An 18598-nucleotide genomic window follows, 5' to 3' on the forward strand; every position below is an offset into this window, starting at 1 on the left:
TTCTTGCTCTTCCTTTTTCTTGCCTTGGCATGCCTGCCTTCTTTCATGACCCTTGACCCCCTCGCGCCTGAGCTTTCCTTGCCTGCCCCGGTGCTGGTGGTGGAGGATGAGCCTTTGCTGCAGCAGCGCCTGCGCGGCGTCCTGTTGTCCTTGGGCTATGCGTCCGATGCGCTGGTGTTTGCCGCCACGTTGGCCGAGGCGCGGGCTTGCCTGGCCACGCAGCCAGTGGCGCTGGCGCTGGTCGACCTGGCGCTGCCCGACGGCAGTGGCATGGCGCTGATCGAGCAACTGCGCGCGGACGATCCGGGGCTGGGCATTTTGGTGGTGTCAGCCTGGAGCACCGAGGAGTCCATCCTGGGCGCGCTGCGTGTCGGGGCGACGGGCTATGTGCTCAAGGAGCGTGACGACATCGAGGTGTCGATTCGCGGCGCGCTGCGCGGCGGGGCGCCGATCAACCCCTTCACGCGCGGCGCATTCTGGAGCTGCTGCCCCTGCCTGCAGCTGCGGTGGTGCCGGTCGCAGGGCAGGGCCAGGCGTTGACCGAGCGTGAGGTCCAGATCCTGCGGCTGGTGGCTGACGGCCTGCGCACCCGCGAAATTGCCGAGCAACTGCACCTGTAGCACTACACGGTCGAGAGCCGTGTGAAGCGCATCTACCGCAGCTGGCGGTGTCGTCGCGCATCGTGGCCGTGCGCACGGCGCGTGACCATGGGGTGATCGGATGAGGTGGTGGGACTGCGGCTGGGTGCTGGTGTGGGCGATGGCGGTGTGCAGCCCGGCATGGTCGCAAACCGTCGCCATGCCTGGGGTATGCGCGCCGCGCGTGCTGGCCGGGGAGGCCGCGCGCATCATGTGGCGCCGACCCGCTGGTGCGGCCTGACAGTTGCTGGGAGCCAGTAGAACTGCCCGATGTGTGGGGGCGGCGCTGGCCGGACCATGATGGGACGGCGTGGTATCGCATTCAGTGGGAGCGTGTTTGCGCTGACCACACGGAGCCCATGGCGCTGGGCGTGGATGGCATGAGCATGACCGGAGAGGTGTTCATCAACGATGACCTGCTCTTGCACGATGCTTCGCTGGTGGGGCCTCTGTCGCGCAACTTGAATGTGCCGCGTTGGTGGCTGCTGCCGGTTTTGGCGCTGCGGGAGGGCGTCAACACGGTGCGGGTGCGCGTGTTGGGGCTGGAGCTTTTGGCGCCGGGGCTGGGTAGCGTGCGGCTGGGTAACGTTGCGGAGGTAGCCGCAGAGCAAGAGCAGAGCCAGTGGCGCCGGCGCACGGTGTAGTTGTTTTCTGCGGACTTGTCCTGCGCTGTGGGTTGCCTGTTTGGTGTGGTGTGGTGCCTGCGCCGCGCAGAGCGCGCGTTTGGCTGGTATGCCCTGATGTCGATCGCCTGGCCGGTGTACCTGCTCACTGTGCTGGCCACCAACCCGTAGCCGCTTGAAGACACGCAGGCCATGTCACGCCTGAACATTGCCGCCTTCGTTCTGTACACGGTGTGCTTTTGTCTTTTTACCTGGCGCTTTGGCGAACAGGTGTGGCCGCGTCTGGAGCGGGTCTTGTGGGGCGCAGCGGTCGCTGCCTGCACGGCGGTGGTGCTGGCTCCGCGCTCGTGGGTGGGTGCCGTGTTCCTGGTGGTGTGGGTGGGTTTCGTGCTAGGGAAGTAAAAATGATAGCTAATAGAGAATGCGCTGGAGGCCTTTTTTCCGCAGCTTTCAGCGAAAAAAATCCTCAACGAGCGTGGCCACTGCCTGGGGCTGGTCGTGGTGCAGCATGTGGCCCGCGTCTTGCACAACGGCGGTGCTGCAGGTGCGCACATGGGTCAGGCGCTGGTGGTACTCGTCCAGGGTGTACCGGCCGTTCCACCACTGGCCCAGGCTGTCGCCACTGGCTTCGATGGCCAGCACTGGAGCGGCAATGCGCTCGTAGATGGCCAGGGCCTCGTCCACGCGGTACAGCTGCGCACTGGTGATCTTGTGCGCCGGGTCGCCCAGGATTTCCCATTGCCCCTGGGCGTTGGGCCGAGCCCAGTGCTGGGCCAGCCATTGGGCCTTGTCCTCGGACAGGCGGGGGTTGGTCTTCATGAGGCGGCGGGCCACGCCGTCGGCGCCGTCATAGGTCTTCAGATCTTTGTTGCCCTGGTGCAGTTGCTTGATTTCGTCGATCCATTGCGCGTAGCGCGTGGGCGCTTGCGCGGGGCGTGTGGCGGGCAGGCCAAAGCCTTCCAGGTTGACGAGCTTGCGCACGCGCTCGGGCCGCACACCGGCGTACATCATGGCCACGTTGCCGCCCATGCTGTGGCCCACGAGGTCGATGGCTTCGCCGGGGGCGTAGTGGTCCAGCAGCAGGTCCAGGTCGGCCAGGTAGTCGGCAAACACATAGTGGTCCACCGGCGCACCGGTGGTCAGGCCAAAGCCACGCCAGTCCGGCGCGATGATGCGGCGTGGTTGCCGCAGCGCGTCCACCGTGAACTGGTAGGAGGCACTGACGTCCATCCAGCCATGCAGAAGCACCAGCGTGGGCAGGTCGCTTTGCTCGGGGCCCCAGTGGCGGACGTGGTAGTTGAGGTGCCGCAGCGCCAGTGTGCTGCTGCGCGAAGGGGTGAGGACTTGGTACATGCTGTGCCAATGTTACGTTGCCGCCACGCTGGCGGGGCGCCCTGCGGTGTCACCAAGGAGTCCGGCGTCCGGCAGGTTTTGGCGATCGCTTGTACCATCGCCAGCCGGGGCCGCAGCAGGCCCTGCTTACTTTTCCATCTTCTGGAGCCTTCACCGCATGAACACCGTCCGCTTGGGTCAGAGTGACCTGCTTGTCACCCCCATTTGCCTGGGCACCATGACCTTCGGCGAGCAGGTCAATGAGGCCGACTCGCATGCCATCCTGAGCCAGTCGCTTGCGCGCGGCGTGAACTTCATCGACACGGCCGAGATGTACGCTGTGCCCGCCAAGGCCGAGACCTTTGGTGCCACCGAAACCATCATCGGCAACTGGTTTGCCAAGAACCCTGGCGCGCGCCAGAAGCTGGTGGTGGCGACCAAGGTGGCCGGCCCATCGCGCGGCATGCCCTGGGTGCGCGAGGGCAAGGGCATGACCCCGGCCGACATCGTGGCGTCGTGCGAGGCCAGCCTGCGCCGGCTGCAGACCGATGTGATCGACCTCTACCAGATCCACTGGCCCGAGCGCCATGTGCCAGCGTTCGGTAACCTGTATTACGACCCTTCCAAGGAAACCTCGCAAACCCCCATCCGCGAGCAACTGGAAGCGCTGGCCGGCTTGGTGAAGGCGGGCAAGGTGCGCTACATCGGCCTGTCAAACGAAACCCCGTATGGTGTGCACGAGTTCGTGCGCCTGGCCGAGCAGCACGGCCTGCCGCGTGTGGCCACGGTGCAGAACCCGTACTGCCTGATCAACCGCACTTGGGAAAACGGACTGGATGAAACCTGCCACCGCCTGGATGTCTCGCTGCTGGCCTATTCGCCGCTGGGTTTTGGTTTGTTGACGGGCAAGTACGACGAAAGCGGCATTACTGGCCCCAATGCCCCGCAGGGTGCGCGCATTGCATCGTATGAATCCGTGCGCAAACAACGCTGGGGCCGCCCTGAGGCGCTGGAGGCATCGCGCCGCTACAACGCACTGGCGCGTGCCAACGGCATGACACCCACGCAGATGGCGCTGGCGTTCTGCTACACCAAGTGGCAAGTGGCCAGCACCATCATCGGCGTGACGTCGGTGACGCAGCTGGAGGAAGACCTGAATGCCTGGGGCACGACGCTGTCGCCCGAGGTGCTGAAGGCCATCGATGCGATTCGCTGGGAGCTGCGCGACCCTGCGTTGTGACCGGGGGCAGGGCGTGGCCCTGCAAATCGGCAAGATCAAACAAAGGGGCCGCGCAGGCCCCTTTGTTTTTCTGCGAGTTTGTGCGCGCTGCTGTCAGGCAGTTGCCTCCTGCCGGGTGGTGCGCCCTTCAGTCCACGGTGTCCCTTGTGGCTCACCCAGGTCCCAGAACAGCCCAGCCATCACCGCCAGACCTTCTCGTGCCACGGGCGCCAGCAAATGTTCGTTGGGCGCATGCTGGGCGCAGGCGGGGTACGAGTGCGGCACCCACAGGGTGGGCAGGCCCAGCTGGTCGGCAAAGATGTCGTTGGGCAGCGAGCCTGCCAGGTTGGGCAGCAGCGTGGCGGGCTGGCCTGCGCTGGCCTGCAGCGAGGCCATCGTCCAGTCCACCCAGGGGTTGTGCAGATCGAGCCGCGTGGCGCCGCAGTGCATGCCCATGGTGATCTCGACCTGGCTGAAGCCATGCGCATCCAGGTGTTCGCGCAGCGTGGCCTGCACGTTCTGCCAATCGGTGCCCACCACAAAGCGCAGCTGGCAGTGCGCCACGGCCTGCGCGGGGATGGCGTTGATGGGCCGCTGCGCGTTGCCCGCGCCCAGCGCCAGCACCTCCAGCGTGTTCCAGCCCACCAGCTGCTCTGCGGGGGTCAGGCCGGGCTCGCCCCAGCCGGGGGTGAGCGCGGGGTCATCGGCGCCGGTGCCAATCACCACGTCCTTGAGGGCAGTGCGCAGCTTGTCGGGCACCGCAGGCGGCAGCAGGCCTTTGACGAGGATGCGGCCCTTGGCGTCCACCAGTGTGGCCAGGGCGTGGGTGAGCACGGTGGCCGGGTTGGCCAGCACGCCGCCCCAGTTGCCGGAGTGGTAGGCCTTGTCGCGGCTGCGCACCGCGAGTGAGAAGTTGATGGCTCCGCGCGAACCCAGGAAGAGGGTGGGGTGGCCCGCGTTCACGCGGGGGCCGTCGCTGGCCAGAAAAAGGTCGGCTCTCAGCGCGTCGCTGTGCTGCTCGCAGAAGGCGGCCAGGCCGGGCGAACCCGCCTCTTCGCCCATCTCCATGAGCAGCGTCACGTTGTAGCCCAGGCGGCCGCCCCGGGCCTCGATGGTGTGGGCGAGTGCAGCCAGGCTCACGGTGTGCTGGCCTTTGTTGTCGGCCGTTCCCCGGCCATACCAGCGCTCTCTTTCGATGGTGAGCTCCCAGGGCGAGAGGCCCTCGCGCCACTGGCTGTCCTGCCCGTTGACCACGTCGCCATGCCCGTAGGTGAGCACGGTGGGCAGCGCCGGGTCTTCCACGCGGCGGGCCACCAGCAAGGGGCCGCCTTGTGGCGATGGGTTGTCGAGCACCTGGCACTCAAAACCCAGGGGCGTGAGCCAGGGCACCATTTCGTCGGTGAGGTAGGTGCGCAGCTCGGGCGGCACCTTGCCGGTGTCGCTCTCGGTGCGCCAGGCCACGCGGCGGCGCAGGTCTGTGGCAAAGTGGCCGTCGTCAAAGTAGCGCTGGACGTTCTGGACCAGTTGCTCTCGGCTCATCGTGCGAATCCTTGGTGTTGCGGCATTGGGTTCAGTCCACCACGATCTGGGCGCGGTGGGCCAGCGCGCGGTAGCGCCCGATTTCGTCGTCCATCGCGGCATGCATGGCTTTGGGGCCTACAAATACGGGCTCCATCCCTTGGGCGCGGATTTGCTCTTGCAGCTGGACATCGCGCATGGCCGCTTCCACTTCCTTCACGAGCCTGTTCACGATGGCGTCCGGCGTGCGCGCTGGCGCCGCCAGGGCGTACCAGCCATCAAAGGCTGCGTCAGGCAGCTTCAACTCTCGCACGGTCGGCACCGAGGGCAGGGCACGGGCACGCTCGTTGCCTGCGATGGCCAGTGCGCGCAGCTTGCCGGAGCGCACATGGGACGCGGCGCTGGCCACCGTGTCGATGGCCATCTGGATCTCGCCGCCGATCAGGCCCAGCATGGCCTGCGCGCTGCCCCGGTAGGGCACATCCTGCAGGCGTACGTTGGCCGCCTGCTCCAGCAGTGCACCGACCAGGTGCGGGGCCGAGCCCGAGCCGAAGGTGGCGTAGTTGATGGTTTTAGGCGCAGCCTTGGCCGCCGCCAGCAGCGCGGGCAGGTCCTTGTAAGGCGAGTTGGCGTTCACCACGATCACCAGCGGTGCGCGCGCAATGGTGGCCACGGGGGTCAGGTCCTTGAGCGGGTCGTAGGGCAGCTTGTGGCGCAGCGCTGCGTTCACGGTGTAGCTGGTGGAGCCTGACACCAGCAGCGTGTAGCCATCGGGCTCGGCCTTCACCACGCTGTCTGTGCCGATGATGGTGGATGCCCCAGGTTTGTTGTCGATGACCACAGGCTTACCCAGGCGCGTGGATAGCTTTTGGCCCAGCGCGCGGGCTACGGCGTCCGTGCCGCCACCGGGCGGGAAGGGCACCACCAGGCGCACGGCGCGCTGGGGCCACGCCTCAGCGGGCGCGGCGGTCTGGGCAAACGACAAGCCGCTGGTGCTGGCGAGGACGGCCAGGGCGGTGGACAACAACGAGACTCGAACAAGGCGTTTCATGCGGACTCCGGTGGTAAGCGTCCCGACAGCAGATGGGCGCGCCAGGGCATGGGTGAATTGGAGCCTCAAGCCATGCAAGATGGATGCTGGTTTACCATTGCCTGGAATAGAGATTTGGCAATTGACCATTACCTTTTTGCGATTTTTAGACAATGCCTGTTTCATTGCTCAGCCTGCCCTTGCGTTACTTCCTGGAGGTGGCGCGTACCGGTTCCGTCAACCAGGCGGCGCAGCGCCTGCATGTGGCCGCTTCGGCCGTGAGCCGCCAGCTGGGCAAGCTGGAGGACAGCCTGGGCGTAGTGCTGTTTGAGCGCCAGGCCCGGGGCATGACCCTGACCGAAGCGGGCACCCGGCTGCTGGCCCATGCCGCCGCGCATGATGCGCAGGCGACGGAGCTGGTGGAGCAATTGCAAGGGCTGTCGGCGCAGGAGTCCTTGCGCGTGAGGGTGGCCTGCACCGAAGGGTTTGCCGCCAGCTTCATGCCGCTCGTGATATCGGCCTTCCGGCAGGCGCACCCCCAGGTGCAGCTGCAGTTGCTGGTGGCCGTGCCGCAGGAGGTGTCGGCCCTGGTGCTGCGTGGCGACGTTGATCTGGCCCTGAAGTACAGCGTGGCGCCCGAGAAGGGCTTGCAGGTGCTCCATTCGGCCATCGCCCCCCTCTACGCCATCATGCCCGCACAGCATCCGCTGGCCCGCCAGCGCAGTGTGAGCGTGGCCGATGTAGTGCGCTACCCGTTGCTTCTGGGGGCCGCTGGCATCACAGGGCGGCAGTTGTTTGACCTGAGCTGTGCGGTGCAGGGTCTGCGTTACGTGCCGGCGGTCGAGAGCAATTTTTCCTCGGCGCTGCTGCCGCTTCTGGACGGGCAGGATGTGGTGCTGGCCAGTTATCTGACTGCGGCGCGCTGGGTGGAGGCGGGCCTGCTGGCGGCCCGGCCGTTTGATGAGGTGCAGTTGCAGCAGCGGCGCCTGCAGGTACTGGCCGTGGACGGGCGGGCGCCGTCAGCACTGGTGCAGCAGTTCACGCAGGCACTGGTCGCTGCCATCGAACAGTACGGAAAACGCAAGGTGGGGCTGCGCAAGACCACCGGCAAAGCCATGGCCGCGCTCCCCTGAACGCGCCAGCGCCGCTGCGTGGCGGGGCTCGCAAGTGGATACCATTCGTTCCCTATCCGGATTGCACCATGGCCAAGAAAGAACACATCTCCGAGACCCAAGCCACCCAGTTGCTCAAGGCACACAAGGTGGTGTTTACCGAGCACCCCTATGAGTATCTCGAGCACGGCGGCGCATTGCACAGCGCCGAGGTGTTGGGGCTCGATCCCTTCATGGTGGTCAAGACGCTGGTCATGCAGGACCAGAACGCCAAGCCATTGCTGGTGCTTATGCATGGCAACCGCAAGGTGTCGACCAAGAACCTGGCGCGCCAGATCGGTGCCAAGTCGGTCGAGCCTTGTGCGCCCGAGGTGGCCAACCGCCACAGTGGCTATTTGGTGGGCGGCACCTCGCCGTTCGGTACACGGCGCGAGATGCCGGTGTACATCGAGCAAACCATTCTTGCGCTACCGCGCATCGCCATCAATGGTGGGCGCAGGGGTTTTCTCGTACAGCTTGACCCACAAATCTGCGTGCAGTTGCTGGGAGCGACGCCCGTGCAGTGCGCGCTGGCAGAATAGGCCGTTGAGAAAGACGGGCCGCTGAAGGCCTGCCCCCGTGAATCCTGAGGAGTTGTTTTGAACGTCGTCTACCCCCTTCTTGCCGCTGTGGCTGCCTATCTGCTGGGCTCGTTGTCGTTTGCGGTCATCGTGACGCGAGTCATGGGCCTGAACGATCCGCGCACCTATGGCAGCAAAAACCCCGGCGCCACCAATGTGCTGCGCTCCGGCAGCAAGGCTGCAGCCGTTGTCACACTGGTGCTCGATTGCATGAAAGGCTGGTTGCCCGTGGCCTTGGTGATGTGGTTTGGGCACCCCTACGGCTTGGAGGATGGCACCGTGGCGATGGTGGGACTGGCTGCGTTTTTGGGCCACTTGTGGCCGGTGTTCTTTCGCTTTGAGGGGGGTAAGGGCGTGGCCACGGCGCTGGGCGTGCTGTTGGGCATCAGTGTCTGGCTGGGCCTTGCCACGGCCGCAACCTGGCTCATCATCGCCGTCTTTTTTCGGTACTCGTCGCTGGCGTCTTTGGTTGCGGCGGTGTTTGCGCCGGTGTATTACCTGCTCGTCGATGGCGTGGTCTGGTATGCCGAAGTCACCATCGCCCTGTCTATTGTGGTGATGTCCGCGTTGCTGGCCTGGCGGCATAAAGAAAACATCCAGCGGCTCATCGCTGGCAAGGAGTCGCGTCTAGGGAGCAAGAAGGTCAAGGCGGCGGCAGAAGCCTCTGGCAAAGCCCACAAGTGACGTGATTGCCGGGCCGCGCAGCCCTCTCTGCGACGGCAGGCGCGAGTTTGCCTTCGGGGCAATCGGTTGCCTGTGAACCGGAGAGGGGTCGGTGGGGCAGAGATCTGCCGTTGGCAGACAGGAGCCACCCGTCGAGAGTCTGCTGGCCAGGGTAGCGTCAGACCACCAGGCTCGGCGCGACGAGGCCACGCAAGCCGCTGCTGTGTTGGGCCGCATACAGGCCCAGACGCACCATGGTGCGGTGGTTGAGTTCCAGACCCACCGCAGACCGTGCAAGCGCCGACTGGATGCGTGGTTTGCCGCTGGCCGTCTGGTACAGGCTCGGTTGCGCATGGTGGCTGCCTTTGGGGTCCAGCACGCTGGCTACCAGCGGGTGATTGGCTTTGTCACTGCGGCGCAGCACGATGGCTGTTTCGCCGTTATCGAGTTTGACGAAGGTGCCCGGAGGACACAGTCCGATGGACCGCACCAGCGTATAGCTCACCTCATCGCGTTGATCCACCTCTTGCCCGACGATGGCGCGCACCGAGTCCGTGGCGCTGCGACCAGCGCGTGATTTGCGTGGACTGATCATGGCCGCGTAGCGGTCGATGGTGCCCAGAATGCGCGTCAGGCGGTCCTCGGGCTCCTGGTTGGCCAGGGGGGTGCGCTCGGCAATGCTGGCGTGGTGTTGTCCGACCACGTCGAGCCATAGTGTGTCGGAAATGAACAACCGCTCCAGCAGTGCCTGGCTTTCAAGCGGGTGGGTTTTGATGGCTTCCTGCTGCACGGCGGTAGGCCGTTCGCGCTGCATCGCCAGTTCATCCTGCAAGCTTGTCATGCCGATGTTCATCGTCAGCGCCGCGCGCACCAAGCTATCGCGCTCGCGCTGTGACAGTTGCAACTCGTGCGCCATGATGTGGCACAGCGTGCCGCACACCAGCGCATGGGACGCGCTGTAGCCAACCGTTGATGTGGATGCCAGCTGGAACATGAGGTAGAGCGCCGCATCGATGTCGTGGGCCACCAGATCCTGCAGCCAGCCATCGAACTGCCGCACCTTGCCCGGAAAGTCCTGTACCTGAAGCGGCCGTGACAGCAGCACCGACAGGGCTGATTCCAGATCGGACCACAGGCTCAGCAGGTCTTCGTATTCGCCTTCCGAATGGGGGGGGCTGGTGTGGGGGTGAACAGACATTGGCGGTGTCAGTTGCGCTTTTCCAGCACCATTTGGTCGTTGATGCGGGTCATCTGGAATTCGGTCAAGAAGCTGTTGCCCAGCAACACATAGGGCATGGGCTGCGAAGTGATGATGGCTTCCACGCCAAAAACCTCCACATCGCCGATACGCACCGAGTCCAGCTTCATTCGCCACCCTTGGCCCACCCCGTTGGCGGTGCCCACCCTCACGGGCTGACCACTTTGGTATTTGAGTCCCATGCGGTCTGCGTCAGGGCGCCCAATTGCCACGGTGGAGGCTCCCGTGTCCACCATGTATTGCATCACCTGCCCGTTGATGGAGCCGCTGTTCACAAAATGCCCGCGGCTGTCGGCCACGAGTGTGACGCGACGCCCACCCGAGCGCGCACCCACGCTCACCGGCGCCTCGCCCATTCGCACGACGCGGCGGGCGCCTTTGACTTCAATCGTGGCATCTTCCTTGGACACCGCAATGACCTTGACACCCTGGAATTCGTCACCTACACCAATGGCGCGTGGGGGGTGGGCGTCCACCACCAGCAAGGCCTTGGTGCCCAGCACGCCCGCCAGGGCGACCGATTGCGCTTGAGCCCCCATGGGCACCCACCAGAGCGCGCCCACCATTGCCATGGCGGCTGGAAGAATGCGCAGTGGCTGAAGGGAGCGCGTCATGGGCAAAGACCCTCGAAAGGAGTGAAGAAGGGTGTAGAGGCTTTGGGTCCCGGCTCAGTCGCGGAAATTGTCAAACGACAGCGGCACATCGGTCACATCCTTGCGGATGAGGGCCATGGCAGCCTGCAGATCGTCGCGCTTGGCGCCGGTGATGCGCACCTTGTCCTCCTGGATGGCGGCTTGCACCTTCAGCTTGCTTTCCTTCATGAGCTTCTGGATTTTTTTGGCCAACTCGCTCTCGATGCCATTGCGCACCTTGATGACCTGTTTGACCTTGTCACCGCCCATCTTCTGGACATCACCCATGTCCAGGAAGCGCACGTCCACATTGCGTTTGGTGAGCTTGTTGCGCAGCACGTCTTCGATCTGCGTGAGCTGGAATTCGGCATCGCCAATCAGCGTGATGTCCTTGTCCTTGATCTCAATGCCGGCCGAAGTGCCCTTGAAGTCGAAACGGGTGCCGATTTCCTTGGCGGTGTTCTCAACGGCGTTTTTCACTTCAACCAGGTTGGCTTCACAAACGGTGTCAAAAGATGGCATGGTGGCTCTCAGTCAATCTCGGGGAAACAGGGCGGATCGCATGCCCCCAAGGGGGGTGGATGCGACAATCGAGCCAATGGTAGTCGAGAAAAACGCCCCTTTACAGCCCTGCAATACCTTTGGCATAGCCGCGCGCGCCCAAACGCTGGTGCGCGTGCAGTCCATCGCAGACGTGCTCGCCGTCCTGGCCCACCCCGAACTGGCAGTTGCCCCGAAGTTTGTGTTGGGCGGCGGCAGCAACATCATCCTCACGGGGGATGTGAAACCCGTGGTGCTCAAGATGGAAATCAAGGGCCTGCGGCTGGTGGACGACAACCCCAAGGCCTGGATCGTGGAGGCCGGTGCGGGCGAGGTGTGGCACGACTGCGTGGCCTGGACGCTGGCGCAGGGTTACCCGGGGCTGGAGAACCTGGCACTGATCCCCGGCACGGTGGGGGCCTCACCGGTGCAAAACATCGGGGCCTATGGCGTGGAGCTGCAGAACCGATTTGACTCGCTCGATGCCATCGACCTGGCCACTGGCCTGCCGTTCACGCTGGATGCGGCGCAGTGCGGTTTTGGCTACCGGGATTCCGTGTTCAAACATGCCCCGGCAGACATCAGGAATGCAGAAGGGTTGCCGCGTGGCATGGGCCTCGCAGGGCGGGCGGTCATTACCCATGTGCGTTTTCGGCTGCCTAAACCCTGGAAGCCGGTGTTGGGTTACCTTGACCTGGAGCGCAGGCGCGTGGAGGCGGGCATTGAGCGTCCCAGCGCCCAGCAGATCTTCGACTGGGTCTGTGACATTCGTCGTACCAAACTGCCGGACCCGGCCGTGGTGGGCAACGCGGGCAGCTTCTTCAAGAACCCCACGGTGTCGCCCGACCAGTGTGCCGACATCATCGCGCGCGAGCCGCGCATCGTGCACTACCCCATGCCTGACGGCAGCATCAAGCTGGCGGCCGGTTGGTTGATCGATGCATGTGGCTGGAAGGGGAAATCCATTGGCAAGGCCGGCGTGTACGAAAAGCAGGCATTGGTGCTGGTCAACCGGGGGCAGGGCGCCAATAGCGTGACCGGCGGTGAGGTGATGACGCTTGCCAAGGCCATCCAGACCAGTGTCTACGAGCGCTTCGGCATCCGGCTGGAGCCTGAGCCGGTGGTGGTGTAAGAACGTGTTCTGAGGCCGCAACCGGGCGCGCGCGTACAATGCGCGCCTTTCGTTCGTCAATTGATGGGTTCCCTCGCCCCCATTCACCAAAAAGGACTGCCATGACTCCCGTTCAAGCGCCGCATTCGCGCGCGCCGCTCGCTCTTTTCCTCCTGGTGGCGCTCCACATCGCCATCGTCATCGCCAGCAACTACCTGGTGCAGTTGCCCATCACGCTGCTGGGCTTTCACAGCACCTGGGGCGCGTTCAGTTTCCCCTTCATCTTTCTGGCGACCGACCTCACGGTGCGCCTGATTGGCAAGGAGTCGGCGCGTCGCGTGATCACGAGGGCGATGTTCCCCGCGCTCGTGGCTTCTTACGTTGTGGGCGTGCTGTTCCACGAAGGGCATTTCAACGGCGCAGGCGCGCTGCAGACGTTCAACACCTTCGTGTTCCGCATCGCGTTTGCCAGTTTTGCGGCCTATGTGTTGGGGCAACTGCTCGATATTCAGGTGTTCGACCGCATCCGCCAGCAAAGCCGGGCGTGGTGGCTGGCACCCGCTGCAGCGTCGGTGTTCGGTCAGGCGCTGGACACGGCGGCATTTTTCTCCATTGCCTTTTGGCGCAGCACGGACGCCTTCATGGCCGCGAACTGGGGGGAGATTGCGATGGTCGACTACATCATCAAGCTGGTTGTGAGCCTGCTGCTGTTTGTGCCAGCGTATGGCGTGGTGCTGGCCGCCGTCGTCCGCACCATGGGGCGGGAGCCCTATCCAGCAGCGGCCTGAGCCCACACAACAAAAAACCGCCCCAGCTGCTTGCTTAGCGGGGGGCGGTTTGCTTCTGTTTTTATAGCTGATTGCGCTTGCAGTGCAAGCGCTAGAGGCTTATTTCGCCATTATTTCTTGGTGCTGTTGCCATTTTCCAGTTGCGCCAGCGCGGCATTGCCACCCAACGACAGCAGCCCCGCACGTGCATACACGCCCAGTTTGTCGCGTGTGTCCACGATGTCCAGGTTGCGCATGGTCAACTGGCCAATCCGGTCCAGCGGCGAGAACGGCGCGTCTTCGACCTTCTCCATCGACAGGCGCTCGGGGTGGTACGTCAGGTTGGGCGATTCGGTGTTCAGCAGCGAATAGTCATTGCCACGGCGCAGTTCCAGCGTCACCGTGCCGGTCACGGCGCGCGCCACCCAGCGCTGGGCGGTTTCGCGCAGCATGATGGCCTGCGGGTCGAACCAGCGGCCTTGGTACAGCAGGCGGCCGAGCTTGAGGCCGTTCATGCGGTACTGCTCGATGGTGTCTTCGTTGTGGATGCCGGTCACCAGACGCTCATAGGCGACGTGCAGCAGCGCGAGGCCGGGGGCTTCGTAGATTCCGCGGCTCTTGGCTTCGATGATGCGGTTCTCGATCTGGTCGCTCATGCCCAGGCCGTGGCGGCCGCCGATGCGGTTGGCTTCCAGGATCAGCGCGACAGGGTCGTCGAATTCCACGCCGTTGAGCGCCACGGGCTGGCCTTCTTCAAAGCGCACCGACACTTCCTCGCGCTTGACTTCAACCTCGTCCTTCCAGAACGCCACGCCCATGATGGGGTTGACGATGCGGATACCGCTGTTCAAAAACTCCAGGTCTTTGGCCTCGTGCGTGGCGCCCAGCATGTTGCTGTCGGTGCTGTAGGCCTTTTCGGCGCTCATCTTGTAGCCAAAGCCGGCCTTCGTCATGAACGCCGACATCTCGGCACGGCCGCCCAGTTCGTCGATGAACAACTGGTCCAGCCAGGGCTTGTAGATCTTGAGCGAAGGGTTGGTCAACAGGCCGTAGCGGTAGAAGCGCTCGATGTCGTTGCCCTTGAAGGTCGAGCCGTCACCCCAGATGTTGACGTCGTCCTCCTTCATGGCGGCCACGAGCATGGTGCCGGTCACGGCGCGGCCCAGGGGCGTGGTATTGAAGTAGGTCAGCCCACCCGTGGAGATGTGGAAGGCGCCGGCCTGCAGGGCGGCGATGCCTTCATGTGCGAGCTGTGTGCGGCAGTCGACCAGACGGGCTTTTTCTGCACCGTATTCCATCGCCTTGCGTGGGATGGCGTCGTAGTCGGCCTCGTCCGGCTGGCCGAGGTTGGCGGTGTAAGCGTAGGGCAAAGCGCCCTTGAGCTTCATCCAGTGCAGTGCGGCGCTGGTGTCCAGGCCGCCGGAGAATGCGATGCCGACCTTTTGGCCGAGGGGGAGGTTCTGGAGGATGGTTGCCATGGAATGTTTTTCAAAAATGATAGCTGCTAGCGCTTATTGAATAAGCGCTAGAGGCCAAAATCAATCAAATTTCAGCCGAAACATCTCAGCCGAAATGGCAGATGTAGTGGTAGGCCTCGGTCACGCGGATATCGAACTTCGAATTGCCGGGCACGCTGAATTTTTCGCCTGCCGAAGATTTCACCCAGTTGTCTGTGCCACTGAGCTTGTATTCGCACGATCCAGCCACGCACTCCATGATTTCAGGTGCGCCCGTGTTGAAGGTGAGTGTTGCTGGCAGCACCACACCGACCGATTTTTTCGTGCCATCGGGGAACGTGATCCCGTGGCTCACGCACTTGCCGTCAAAGTAAACACTGGCCTGGGTCGTGACGGACACGCCGTCGATTTTTTCGGTGGTCATGGAGGGGCGGTGAGTTAGGAAGGAAACCCGCGATTTTAGGACAGGGTGCGCGCCGCGTTGCACGCAGTCGCCCAGTTGCGTGCGCGCACTCTATCCAAAGGTCAAAAAAAGAGCCCCGAAAGGCTCTTTTCTTCAATGGAGGGCCATACATGGGCCTGCATGCCCATGGGCCATCAGCACTCAGTCGATCACCGATCGTACGGATTGCGATGGCGCGGGTAGTAAGGGCGCCCGCCGTCATACCCGTATTCGATCACGGTGACAGGAGGGGCGACGTAGACCGGTTGCTGGTACACCGGTTGAGTGGAATACGTGGAGGTGACCACACCGGGCTGGCTGTACACGCCTTGCGGTGCGTATGGATCAGGCTGGGTGGAGTACTGGCCAGCGGGCTGCACGTTCACCGCAATCCAGCGGCCGGGGTCGTTCTGGGTGCGTGTCGTGTATTGCCGGCCAGCGTATTCATAGACCACGTCATAGCCCACAGTGCGGTTTTCGTAATAGGTCTCGGTGTTGCATCGCTGCACGTTCTGGTATTGCGGCTGGCCATTGCCCTCGATCTGGTTGCCCAGAACCGCGCCACCCAGCACACCAATGGCGGTGGCGGCGGCACGGCCGTTGCCTCTGCCGATGGCATTGCCCGCAGCGCCGCCAGCAATTGCGCCAATCACGGCACCGGCTCCTGATGTGCGGTTGCCGCTGTAAACGGTCTCATTGCCGCAGACCTGCTGTGGCACGCCGATTTGTTGCACCACAGGGGTGGCCGACAGCACACGGCCTTGTTCCTGCGCGCTCGCCAGGGTGGCTATTGCGGCCAGGACGGAAAAAACAACGATCTTTTTCATGGAGAAACTCCTTTTCGGGTCGGTACATAACGCACCAGACTGACGAAAAGTTTAGGCGCAGACCGTGAATTGAGGGCTGGGGCACCGTAAACCTGCGTAAAGAATTGTGCGATTTTCCCGTCTTGGCCGCCAGATTTCAGTCTTGGCCCTGGGTATCGATCAGTGTTTGCCATTGTTCCGGGACAAATCCCACATGAATCTGTGGTTCGCTCTGGCCTTCGACCTGCCACTCGACGACTGGGCGCTTGATGGTGCTTGGGTACAGTTGCATGACGGCACGCGCGCTTGCATCGTCTTGCACCGTCGCCTGGGTGTCTGCATCGAGCTTGCGCCAGGTGGTTCCCTGGCGATTGAGCAGCTTTTGCCATCCAAGTGCTTTTGTCCAAGCGCTGGCCCGGTCTGCAGGAACGCCCTGCTTTTTGAAATCGCGAAATTCGTAGTCCAGCCCGTGTTCTGTCATCCAGGCGCGGGATTTTTTGACGGTGTCGCAGTTGGGGATGCCATAGAGGGTGATACGCACATTTTTCATGCCACGCATCATCCCTGATATTCGGCGGGTGACCGCAGGCTCGGCGACAATCCCCGGCTGTATGCAAACCAAACCCCACACCCTGGAAGGCTGGCTGCGCCATTGTGAGCAGTTACACCCCCTCAATATCGATCTGGGCCTGGACCGGGTCCGCGAAGTCGCGCGACGGATGTCATTGCGTTTTGAATGCCCGGTGATCACGGTGGCGGGCACCAATGGCAAGGGGTCCACCTGCGCGATGCTCGAAGCGGTGGCGCTGCAGGCGGGCTATCGCACAGGGGTGTACACATCGCCGCATCTGGTGCATTTCGAAGAGCGGTGCCGTGTGCATGGGGAGATTGTGTCTGCTTCAGATTTGGTAGCGCACTTTGAAGCAGTGGAAAGCGCAAGAACCCAAAATGGGGATGAAATATCGCTCACGTATTTTGAGTTCACCACGCTGGCCATCCTGCGGTTGATGAGCCATTCGCTGCTGGACGTTGCGATTTTGGAAGTCGGCTTGGGTGGACGGCTGGATGCGACAAATATCGTGGATACCGACTGCGCCATCATCACCAGCATCGACATCGATCACACCGAGTTCCTGGGGCCCGACCGCGAGAGCATCGGCCGCGAAAAGGCGGGGATCATGCGCACGGGCCGGCCCGTGGTGGTGAGCGATCCGATGGCGCCCCAAAGCGTCATGGATCACGCGATGGAGGTTGGTGCTGACCTGTGGAGTTTTGGGCGCGATTTCAACTTCTCGGGCGACAAGCAGCAGTGGAACTGGGCGGGGCGCGGTCGGCGCTATGCCGGTCTGGCCTACCCGTCGCTGCGGGGCGCCAACCAGTTGATCAATGCCTCGGGTGTATTGGCTGCGTTTGAAGCGCTGCGCGAGCGCCTGCCCGTGACGGCCCAGGCGGTGCGCAACGGGATGGCCATGGTCGAGTTGCCTGGCCGGTTCCAGATTGTTCCGGGCCAGCCCACGCTGGTGCTGGATGTGGCACACAACCCCCATTCGGTGGCGGCGCTCACCGCCAATCTGGATGCCATGGGGTATTTCCCGTGCACCCATGCTGTTTTTGGGGCCATGGCCGATAAGGACCTGGCTCCCATGATGGCCAAGGTAGGGCCGTTGGTGGATCGCTGGTATTTCACCGACCTGCCGACTCCACGTGCTGAAACTGCTGCGGGATTGCAGCAGAAGTGGAACGCTGTCCAGATGGTTTCAGGGCGCCGCAGTGACGTCACATCCACATTGCACTCAGGCCCCATGGAGGCACTTCAGTCTGCGGTCGCCGCTGCAGACCCCACTGATAGAATTGTGGTCTTTGGCTCGTTTTATACGGTTGGAGGCGTTTTGGTGAACGGAACCCCCCGATTGCACGCTAAACATTTGGGCTGATCAGGCGGGTTCTGAGGTCCTTACGAGTCGTTACTCCATGGCATTTTTCAAGTTTCGGTGGCCCGGTCGGGGTGAGCAGCAACAGACCGAAAAACCTTCAAAGCGGCCACGCGCGCCCCAGGTCGAGAGTGTCGAGGTGATGCGCCGCCGCGCCCGCCACAGGCTGATTGGCGCCGCCGTGCTGGTGCTGCTGGGTGTCATCGGATTTCCTCTGCTTTTTGATACCCAGCCCCGGCCTGTGCCCGTGGATATTCCCATTGAAATCCCGGACCGCAATAAGGTCGCACCCCTGGTGGTTCCTGCTCCGGTGGCCGTGGCTCCTGCGGTCAAACCTGCTGCGCCTGCTGCTCAAAGTTCCGCTGCGGGGTCGCATGTCGCTGCTGCGCGCAGCAGCGCGATCGGCAACGGATTGACCGAGGGCGAAGAAATCGTGCCTGGAACACGTCCCGCTGTGGCGAAGCCGGTACCGTCCGCGCCCGTCAAGGTGGAATCAAGGCCCGAACCCAAGCCGGAGCCAAAAACGCCGGCCCCGATTGAGCACAAGCCGACGCCCCGCACGGACGATTCAGCCCGCGCCCGTGCGTTGCTGGAAGGGCGCTCGCCTGCACCGGCCGCTACCACTTTGCCTGCCGCTGGCAATGCCGAGGAGAGCCGCTTCATCGTGCAGGTGGGCGCTTTTGCTGACGCCGACAAGGCCCGCGAAGCACGGACCAAGGTCGAGCGCGCCGGGATGAAAACTTATATGCAGGTGGTAGATACCAAAGACGGAAAGCGGACCCGGGTTCGTGTGGGCCCGTTCACTACCCGTGGTGATGCAGACAAGGCCGCTGCGCGCATCAAAGGGCTGGATCTTCCCGCTTCGGTGTTGACGCTGTAAGCCAAAGCCAGCTCGGTCT

The 18598-nt window shown here is 63.4% G+C and carries 21 protein-coding genes and 1 pseudogene; 12 read left to right on the plus strand and 10 right to left on the minus strand.

Features of this window, described 5'->3' with window-relative positions; genetic code table 11:
- The first annotated feature begins 45 nt into the window (after window positions 1-45).
- The 4 genes and pseudogenes from KI609_RS10320 (at window position 46) to KI609_RS10330 (ending at window position 1663) form a co-directional block, all read left to right on the plus strand.
- A pseudogene (locus tag KI609_RS10320) lies at window positions 46-724 on the plus strand (response regulator transcription factor).
- A gap of 294 nt (window positions 725-1018) precedes the next feature.
- The gene (locus KI609_RS10325) at window positions 1019-1282 is read left to right on the plus strand and encodes a hypothetical protein (protein WP_226449713.1); all 264 of its coding nucleotides are present in this window, start codon (window positions 1019-1021) and stop codon (window positions 1280-1282) included.
- Between the two features lie 15 nt (window positions 1283-1297).
- Window positions 1298-1432: a hypothetical protein gene (locus KI609_RS22915; protein WP_264181380.1), complete on the plus strand. Its 135-nt coding sequence runs from the start codon at window positions 1298-1300 to the stop codon at window positions 1430-1432.
- A 21-nt stretch (window positions 1433-1453) separates the two neighbouring features.
- On the plus strand, window positions 1454-1663 hold the full coding sequence (locus KI609_RS10330; protein WP_226449714.1) for a hypothetical protein: 210 nt from the start codon (window positions 1454-1456) through the stop codon (window positions 1661-1663).
- A gap of 48 nt (window positions 1664-1711) precedes the next feature.
- On the opposite strand, the gene KI609_RS10335 is transcribed toward KI609_RS10330, so the two are convergent.
- Window positions 1712-2614, minus strand: coding sequence for an alpha/beta fold hydrolase (locus KI609_RS10335; RefSeq protein ID WP_226449715.1), 903 nt, complete (start codon window positions 2612-2614; stop codon window positions 1712-1714).
- A 157-nt stretch (window positions 2615-2771) separates the two neighbouring features.
- Here KI609_RS10335 and KI609_RS10340 point away from each other — a divergent pair, with 157 nt between their 5' ends.
- Window positions 2772-3833, plus strand: coding sequence for an aldo/keto reductase (locus KI609_RS10340; protein ID WP_226449717.1), 1062 nt, complete (start codon window positions 2772-2774; stop codon window positions 3831-3833).
- A gap of 93 nt (window positions 3834-3926) precedes the next feature.
- Here KI609_RS10340 and KI609_RS10345 read toward each other — a convergent pair whose 3' ends face one another.
- The gene (locus tag KI609_RS10345; RefSeq protein ID WP_226449719.1) at window positions 3927-5351 is read right to left on the minus strand and encodes a M20 family metallopeptidase; all 1425 of its coding nucleotides are present in this window, start codon (window positions 5349-5351) and stop codon (window positions 3927-3929) included.
- A gap of 31 nt (window positions 5352-5382) precedes the next feature.
- Window positions 5383-6381, minus strand: coding sequence for a Bug family tripartite tricarboxylate transporter substrate binding protein (locus KI609_RS10350; RefSeq protein ID WP_226449721.1), 999 nt, complete (start codon window positions 6379-6381; stop codon window positions 5383-5385).
- A gap of 152 nt (window positions 6382-6533) precedes the next feature.
- Between KI609_RS10350 and KI609_RS10355 the strand changes: the two genes are divergently transcribed.
- The 3 genes from KI609_RS10355 to plsY all read left to right on the plus strand — a co-directional run bounded on the left by KI609_RS10355 (window position 6534) and on the right by plsY (window position 8776).
- Window positions 6534-7493, plus strand: a complete 960-nt coding sequence (locus KI609_RS10355; RefSeq protein ID WP_226449723.1) for a LysR family transcriptional regulator — start codon at window positions 6534-6536, stop codon at window positions 7491-7493.
- A gap of 68 nt (window positions 7494-7561) precedes the next feature.
- Window positions 7562-8053, plus strand: a complete 492-nt coding sequence (locus tag KI609_RS10360) for an aminoacyl-tRNA deacylase (RefSeq protein WP_226449724.1) — start codon at window positions 7562-7564, stop codon at window positions 8051-8053.
- Window positions 8054-8110: 57 nt separating this feature from the next.
- Entirely contained in the window at window positions 8111-8776 is a 666-nt protein-coding gene (gene plsY, locus KI609_RS10365) for a glycerol-3-phosphate 1-O-acyltransferase PlsY (RefSeq protein WP_226449725.1), read from the plus strand.
- A gap of 157 nt (window positions 8777-8933) precedes the next feature.
- On the opposite strand, the gene KI609_RS10370 is transcribed toward plsY, so the two are convergent.
- From KI609_RS10370 to KI609_RS10380, 3 genes are read right to left on the minus strand one after another with little or no spacing between them, the layout of a single operon-like run.
- A complete protein-coding gene (locus KI609_RS10370; RefSeq protein WP_226449726.1) occupies window positions 8934-9953 on the minus strand; it encodes an HD-GYP domain-containing protein in 1020 nt (339 codons plus the stop codon).
- Window positions 9954-9961: 8 nt separating this feature from the next.
- Window positions 9962-10627, minus strand: coding sequence for a TIGR02281 family clan AA aspartic protease (locus tag KI609_RS10375; protein WP_413463401.1), 666 nt, complete (start codon window positions 10625-10627; stop codon window positions 9962-9964).
- Between the two features lie 54 nt (window positions 10628-10681).
- Window positions 10682-11167, minus strand: a complete 486-nt coding sequence (locus KI609_RS10380; protein ID WP_226449727.1) for a YajQ family cyclic di-GMP-binding protein — start codon at window positions 11165-11167, stop codon at window positions 10682-10684.
- A 76-nt stretch (window positions 11168-11243) separates the two neighbouring features.
- On the opposite strand from KI609_RS10380, the gene murB reads away from it, so the two are divergent.
- Both murB and KI609_RS10390 read left to right on the plus strand, forming a co-directional pair.
- The gene (murB, locus tag KI609_RS10385; RefSeq protein ID WP_226449728.1) at window positions 11244-12317 is read left to right on the plus strand and encodes a UDP-N-acetylmuramate dehydrogenase; all 1074 of its coding nucleotides are present in this window, start codon (window positions 11244-11246) and stop codon (window positions 12315-12317) included.
- Window positions 12318-12418: 101 nt separating this feature from the next.
- Complete coding sequence (locus tag KI609_RS10390) at window positions 12419-13084, plus strand: 7-cyano-7-deazaguanine/7-aminomethyl-7-deazaguanine transporter (protein ID WP_226449729.1); 666 nt, start codon at window positions 12419-12421, stop codon at window positions 13082-13084.
- Between the two features lie 110 nt (window positions 13085-13194).
- On the opposite strand, the gene argG is transcribed toward KI609_RS10390, so the two are convergent.
- From argG to KI609_RS10410, 4 genes are all read right to left on the minus strand, one after another.
- Entirely contained in the window at window positions 13195-14541 is a 1347-nt protein-coding gene (argG, locus tag KI609_RS10395; protein ID WP_226449730.1) for an argininosuccinate synthase, read from the minus strand.
- Between the two features lie 85 nt (window positions 14542-14626).
- Window positions 14627-14944, minus strand: coding sequence for a pyrimidine/purine nucleoside phosphorylase (locus tag KI609_RS10400; RefSeq protein WP_226449731.1), 318 nt, complete (start codon window positions 14942-14944; stop codon window positions 14627-14629).
- A 188-nt stretch (window positions 14945-15132) separates the two neighbouring features.
- The gene (locus tag KI609_RS10405; protein ID WP_226449733.1) at window positions 15133-15789 is read right to left on the minus strand and encodes a glycine zipper 2TM domain-containing protein; all 657 of its coding nucleotides are present in this window, start codon (window positions 15787-15789) and stop codon (window positions 15133-15135) included.
- A gap of 136 nt (window positions 15790-15925) precedes the next feature.
- Window positions 15926-16318, minus strand: coding sequence for an arsenate reductase (locus KI609_RS10410; RefSeq protein WP_413463402.1), 393 nt, complete (start codon window positions 16316-16318; stop codon window positions 15926-15928).
- A 61-nt stretch (window positions 16319-16379) separates the two neighbouring features.
- On the opposite strand from KI609_RS10410, the gene folC reads away from it, so the two are divergent.
- Both folC and KI609_RS10420 read left to right on the plus strand, forming a co-directional pair.
- Entirely contained in the window at window positions 16380-17702 is a 1323-nt protein-coding gene (folC, locus tag KI609_RS10415; RefSeq protein ID WP_226449735.1) for a bifunctional tetrahydrofolate synthase/dihydrofolate synthase, read from the plus strand.
- A gap of 37 nt (window positions 17703-17739) precedes the next feature.
- A complete protein-coding gene (locus KI609_RS10420) occupies window positions 17740-18579 on the plus strand; it encodes an SPOR domain-containing protein (protein ID WP_226449737.1) in 840 nt (279 codons plus the stop codon).
- The last annotated feature ends 19 nt before the right edge of the window (window positions 18580-18598 follow it).

The sequence above is a fragment of the Acidovorax radicis genome, from assembly GCF_020510705.1.
GTDB lineage: Bacteria > Pseudomonadota > Gammaproteobacteria > Burkholderiales > Burkholderiaceae_C > Acidovorax > Acidovorax radicis_A.